At 67.2% G+C, this 5,949-nt stretch carries 5 protein-coding genes and 1 pseudogene; 4 read left to right on the forward strand and 2 right to left on the reverse strand.

Annotated elements, in window-relative coordinates; genetic code table 11:
• The first annotated feature begins 350 nt into the window (after positions 1–350).
• The 3 genes and pseudogenes from KBI5_RS23455 to KBI5_RS28910 all read left to right on the forward strand — a co-directional run bounded on the left by KBI5_RS23455 (position 351) and on the right by KBI5_RS28910 (position 3,892).
• Positions 351–1,541: a nucleotide disphospho-sugar-binding domain-containing protein gene (locus KBI5_RS23455; protein WP_198537938.1), complete on the forward strand. Its 1,191-nt coding sequence runs from the start codon at positions 351–353 to the stop codon at positions 1,539–1,541.
• Between the two features lie 137 nt (positions 1,542–1,678).
• Positions 1,679–2,590, forward strand: a complete 912-nt coding sequence (locus KBI5_RS23460) for a putative sugar O-methyltransferase (protein ID WP_085016498.1) — start codon at positions 1,679–1,681, stop codon at positions 2,588–2,590.
• A gap of 323 nt (positions 2,591–2,913) precedes the next feature.
• Positions 2,914–3,892: pseudogene (locus tag KBI5_RS28910) on the forward strand (IS701 family transposase).
• A gap of 35 nt (positions 3,893–3,927) precedes the next feature.
• Here the strand turns inward: KBI5_RS28910 and KBI5_RS28240 are convergent.
• Both KBI5_RS28240 and KBI5_RS23475 read right to left on the reverse strand, forming a co-directional pair.
• The gene (locus KBI5_RS28240; protein ID WP_085016499.1) at positions 3,928–4,548 is read right to left on the reverse strand and encodes a transposase; all 621 of its coding nucleotides are present in this window, start codon (positions 4,546–4,548) and stop codon (positions 3,928–3,930) included.
• Entirely contained in the window at positions 4,473–5,012 is a 540-nt protein-coding gene (locus KBI5_RS23475; protein ID WP_085016500.1) for a winged helix-turn-helix domain-containing protein, read from the reverse strand. The genes KBI5_RS28240 and KBI5_RS23475 overlap by 76 nt, the downstream gene beginning before the upstream one ends.
• 279 nt (positions 5,013–5,291) lie before the next feature.
• Between KBI5_RS23475 and KBI5_RS23480 the strand changes: the two genes are divergently transcribed.
• Complete coding sequence (locus KBI5_RS23480) at positions 5,292–5,891, forward strand: TetR/AcrR family transcriptional regulator (RefSeq protein ID WP_085016501.1); 600 nt, start codon at positions 5,292–5,294, stop codon at positions 5,889–5,891.
• Positions 5,892–5,949: the final 58 nt, after the last annotated feature.

Genomic DNA, 5,949 nt, shown 5'->3' on the forward strand with positions numbered 1-5,949 from the left:
CCCGCCTCCTGGCCACTTTCCGTAACCTCGCCATCGGCCTGCTCCGCCTGGCCGGACACACCCGAATCAGCCCCACCCTGCGCCGCCTCCGCCACGACCCAGCCCTGCTCACAACCATCCTCGGCCTCAAAAACCCAGCCTGAGCAGCATCAACGACTTTGCGGCACGCCCTGGGTTTGGTGCGTCCAGAGGTCTTTCCCGCGCGGGACCGCACGGTGCTCGGGGCGGGCCGCCAATACCATGGATGTCAGCGAAACGGTACCCTGATCAGCCCGGCTTGTCCCGGCCGTACCGATCTGGAATCTTTGGTCCCACGATCACAGCTGCCGACGAGAATGGTCGATCATCGGATGCGCATACTTTTCATTCCGGGTTCCGCGCCGTCGAACTATTTCCCGATGGTGCCGCTGATCTGGGCCTGCCGGACCGAGGGCCACGATGTCTGTGTCGCCGCGCAGCCCTGGGGCGAATCGGTCGTCGTGAGTTCCGGAGTTCCGATGGTCACCATTGCCAGGTCATTCGRCATGACCGCTGAACTCGTACGGTATCGGCAGCGGGGCCCGGTCGAGAGCGAGCCGGGTGCCCCGAACCCGCTCTTCCAGACGCTGCTGGACGCCCAGGTACGGTTCGCCGTGGAGTCCGCGGGCGAGGTCGTCTCCCTTGCCCGTGACTGGCGACCCGACCTGGTGGTCGCGGATCCGCTCGTGCTCGCGGCACCGCTGGTGGCCGCGGCCGYGGCCGCGCCGCTGGTCCATCACCTCTGGGGCCCGGACCTGCTGCGAGCCTCCGAGTATGGCTACCCCGGCAGCGGCATGTCTCCGGRCGCCTGGCCTGAGCCACTTCGCGACCTGTTCGTGCGACATGGATGCGCGCCGCGAGCCGAGAACGCGGTCGCGACTGTCGACACATGGCCGGACGCCATGCATGTCATTGAGACGCCGTCGCGGATTCCGGCTCGATTTGTCCCCTACAACGGGACCAGTGTTCTGCCGCCCTCGGTTCTCGCCCGGTCGCGGCGGCGACGGGTTCTAGTCACCTGGGGTACGACGTTGGCGATCCGTGATGGCATCGACGCGTTTCCGGCAGCTGACGTCATCAAGACACTCCAGGAGCACGATTCYGAGGTCGTCCTCGCGGTCACGAGCGCGGATCGCGRCCAAGTCCCGAGTCTGCCCTCGGCGGTCACCGTGGTGGAGAACGTCCCACTCAGCTCGATCATGCCGTCCTGCGACGCGATCGTGCATCACGGCGGGGCCGGCACGGTCATGACGGCCGCGTACTACGGCCTCCCACAGCTCGGCATCCCGGCGTCCAAGGACGTGCGGATATGTTGCTCGCGTCTGGCTGATACCGGAGCCGGTGTCGCCGTCGACAACCAGGACGCGACCGTGGACGCGCTCGCGGACRCGGTCGCTACGGTGCTGACCAGCGACCGGGTCGGGCGCGCCGCCGCTGCGCTGCGCGCCGAGATTCTCGCCCAGCCGGCTCCGGTCGAGGTGGCCGCGCGGGTAACCGCGCTGACTGAAGGCGCCCTCGGGTAGCTCGTGAGAAGAGGGCGTTCACCAGCCCGAACAAGGCATCCGCGGATCGATCTGGGCCGGCGCGATCGCTGATATCGGAGCGTGCGGACTAGGCGGCCCGGCCCGACCGAACATGTATCAGGCCAGGAGGGAATGAGATGGATCATATTTTCCAAGCCAGCCGCCAGTGGGAGCGAATACAGGATCGCTGGATCACCGAGGACGCCTCCGTCAACCTGACGAATCTGAAGTCCGACCCGAGGAACTACAAGTTGTCCTTGTGGGACCCGTCCACGAACGGCGTCCGGTATCTGAAGGCGCTCACCTATCACCTCGGCATGACATCGAGYGTGGAGGATCTGGCGAGGATCAACCGGACCCCCAACCGCGGGATCGGCAACCCGATCACGGTGCGGTGCCAGGGCGAGTTGCTGTGCATGGACTACCTGCAGGCGACGTTCGAGCTCGGCTTCATCGAACAGGAGATCGACCTGACCGGTGCCAGGATAATGGAGATCGGGGCCGGCTACGGACGCACGTGCCACATGATCATGTCCAACCATGACATCGCCAGCTACTGCATCGTCGACCTGAAGAACACGCTGGAGCTGAGCAGGGCGTACCTCCGCGAGACCCTCGACGACGACCGTTTCAAAAAGATCGAGTTCCTCTCGGTCGACGGGCTGGTGGGTGGCGCCCTGAAGTCCGAGCGCTTCCACCTGTGCATCAACGTCCACTCGATGACCGAGATGAGTCCGGACACCGTACGCGCCTATCTCGACCTGATCAACGAGACTTGCTCTGCCTTCTATGTGAAGAATCCGGTGGGTAAGTACATCGACCAGAGCCTGGACGGCTACCTGCAGGGCCAGGAGGCCGTGCAGATGGCACTGGAGAACGGGCCCCTCAGGCAGTTGGTGGACATCCACGACAGCCAGGCTGTCCAGGCCGCGGTGCCCGCCTTCATCGACGGCTACCGGCCGGGCGACGCCTGGGACTGCGTCGGCGACAGCCGCGCACTTCCATGGAGCTACCTCTGGCAGGCCCTCTACAAGAAGCCTGAACAGTGACGACGTCCAGCAGCCAACGGTGATCCGACCACGCTCCGCCGAATGTCGCGGTCCGCGGGCGCTGTAGCCGTTGCGCGTACAGGGCGCGTCGGTAGGTCTTCGGCCGCGCGGCTGGCCGACCAGACGACTTTCATCGTCCCAGCCGGACACCTGACCGCACCGCCGGAAGCCCTCGGGCGGCGTCGCCGCGCGGCGGCTTCCGTCGGCGCGCCCGGCCGACACCACGATCAACGTCTAGTAGGACTTTGTCAGGTGGTTGATCGACTGGTTTGGGGGGGTGCGGATCCGGGTCTGATTGGCTGCCAGCTGTGACACCGGAGGAAATGGCGGCGGTGTGTCCGCTGGTGGAGGAGCTCACGGCACGGATGCTGGCCGATCTGCCGCGCAGGGAACAGCGGACGAAGTACGGCACGCTGGGGAAGGTCGGGAACTGTCAGGTCGGGGCGTCCGTGCACGCGGCCCCGGACTGGGCGTCCGCGGCGCTGGACTGGCGGCTGCTCCTACCCGCGAGCTGGGACGACGTCGGCGTTGAGGACCTGGCCGAGGCCGCCGCGGTCCGTGCCCGCCGAACTCGGGCGGGGATCCCCGACGTCGCGCGGCACCGGGAGAAATGGCGCCTGGCGTTGGACATGGTCGACGAGGTCCTCAGCTGGGGTGCACCCTCCGGCCGGTGCTCGCGGACGCCGGCTACGGAGACTCGGCCGAGTTCCGTCAGGGCCTCCCCGAGCGGAACCTGGTCTACGTCGTCGGCGTGACCCACACCGCGACCGCGTACCCGGCCACCGCCGCACCCGTGCGCGCGCCCTGTTCCGGCAACGGCCGCCCACCGGTACCCGCTTACCCGGACCCGCCCTCGACGCTGAAAAGCACTGGCCCTGGCCGCGGGACGGAGCCCGGCGCGGTGGGTGACCTGGCGGCGCGGTTACCCATCACGGCCCCGGCAACCCGACCGCGGCGATGCGCTCACGGTTCATCGTGCTGCGGGTCCGCCCCGCCGCCCGCACGATTCCCCGCGACGCCGAGCGCCGGCTGCTGGCCGAATGGCCCCCGGGTAAACCCGAGCCCACCGACTACTGGCTGTCCACCCTGCCCACCGGCATCCCCCTGCGCGATCTTGTTCGTCTCGCGAAGATCCGCTGGCGGATCGAACACGACTACCGCGAGTTGAAAGACGGCCTCGGCCTCGACCACTTCGAGGGCCGAACCTTCGCCGGCTGGCACCGTCACGTCACCCTCGTCAGGGTCGCCCAAGCCCTCTGCACCCAGCTGAGACGAACCCCAAAAGTCCCTGCGCCGGCCTGACCCTCTACGGAGCTACTGAAGATTAATGTGTGAAGTTATGTTGATCGGAGGTCGTCCCAAGCCAGTCCGGTTTCAGCCAGAAACCCGACGAGTAGTCCTGGTCGGTATTGCATCCGTTTCAGGCCGTGTTTGACGACCTGGAAGACCTGGTCGATACTCCGAGCGGCCAGATGGACCATGGCCGTGCGCTTCAGATACGACCAGACACCCTCTGCCGGGTTCAGGTCGGGGGCGTAAGCCGGCAGCGCCACCGCGCTCACCCAGCCGGCGTGCTCCCGCAGGAACGCGGCCATCTCGGCCTGCAGATGGATGTTCAACCGATCCCACACCACCATCAGCCGACCCCCGGGAAGCTGCGCGTGCGCTGCCARCAGAAGATCCCGACAGTCCTGCCAGCCCAACCCTTTCCGCTCACCCGGACGGCCGTGACTGACCCGAGCCCGGTAAAGTAATCGGGCCCTATGCCCGGGTTTGTAACAAACCATCCCGACCACACTCACCCGCCCGGACCCACCCCGCCCAGGCACCCGCACCACCGGAGTCACGCCGCGGCGCGCCCAGGTCCGTCCTCGTGGCGGCCTCAGGCCCTGCCCTGTCTCATCAAGGAAACAGACCCAGGCGTCCCTGGCCGCCGCGGTGGTTTTACCRCCGGCCACCCCTGCTCGGACCAGCCCGCCACCGCGGCGTCGTCACGTTCGACAGCACGGCGCGCCGGCAGCTGACACGACCAGCCGTGCCGGTCCAACAGCATCCACACCCCGGGCAGCGTGTACCCGACCCCGAACTCCCGCCTGATCACCTCGGCGACCCGGGCCAGAGTCCACCGCTGATCAGCCCAGCCATACACCCCCGGCCCCCGACRCAGGATCGCCTCCAACCGGGCCAGATCCCGATCATCCAACCGGCACCGCGACAACGGACCGGCCGACCGCAACGCCGCCGCACCCCCCGATTCCCACGCCCGATACCAGCAGCCCGCCGTTTTCGGGGTCACTTTAAATTCCCGTGCCACCTCGATCCGAGTCGCTCCCGCGGCGAACCGGTCAGCCGCAGCCAACCGAACCCGCTCTCTTTCCACCTGCTCGGCGGGCGTCAACCCGCCACCCGTCGCATACCTCATACAAACGGTCTACCCACATATCCACGGCCATCACCAGGCCCACTAACACCACACATTAATCATCAGTACTGGGGCCCGGCGAGCCCGCACGCCGGACAGCCGGCGACCATCACATTGCGTACAATCTTCCTGAAGTCACGCTCGGCGGGTTCTGTACGGCTCCATCGGAGGCGGCTCGGCGTGCTCCCGCGATAATATGAGCACGCAGCGGTTTGAGTGGGTGGCTGCCCACTCAAAATAGAGGGGTACAAGCTGGTTGACGCGCGAGAGGATCTGTGAGTGCCGACTGGGGTGCACCTTCGCGATGCGCGACAGCAGCTTTTCGACGCCGCTGAACGCGTGCTCCTGCGGGACGGGCCGAACGGGCTGACCAGCCGGGCCGTCACCGACGAGGCGGGCCGCGCCAAGGGTGTTCTGCACCGGCACTTCGCCGACTTCGACGCCTTCCTCGCGGACCTCGTACTCGACCGAGTCGCCCAGCTCGAGACACGGGCGAGTGCGCTGCGCGAGTCCGCCGGCACCGGCACGGTGGTCGACAACCTCACTGACGTGCTGACCACCCTGTTCGGGCCGATTCCCGTGGCGATCATCCCGCTCATCACCTTCCGGGACGAGCTGCGCGCACGGCTGCGGCAAGCCATGCCCGAAGGCGGCATCGCGATCCTCGCCCATGCCACGGCCGCGATCTCCGTATATCTGGCCGACGAGCGCGAACTGGGCCGCATCGCGGCCGACGCCGACATTGACTCACTCACCCTCTCCCTGGTCGGCGGCGGCCATCTCCTTTTCGTGGACCGCGACCCCGACCCGCCGAGCAGGGCGGCCGTCAACAAGCTCGTGACGGCGATCATCGCCGCCGTGCTAACAGAACCGGCTTAGGAACGTCCTGAAGATCCTGGCTTCTGGGTTCTTCGTGGTCCGGTTCCGGGCGGCCGGC

This window comes from Frankia sp. KB5 (assembly GCF_002099325.1).
Classification (GTDB): domain Bacteria; phylum Actinomycetota; class Actinomycetes; order Frankiales; family Frankiaceae; genus Frankia; species Frankia casuarinae.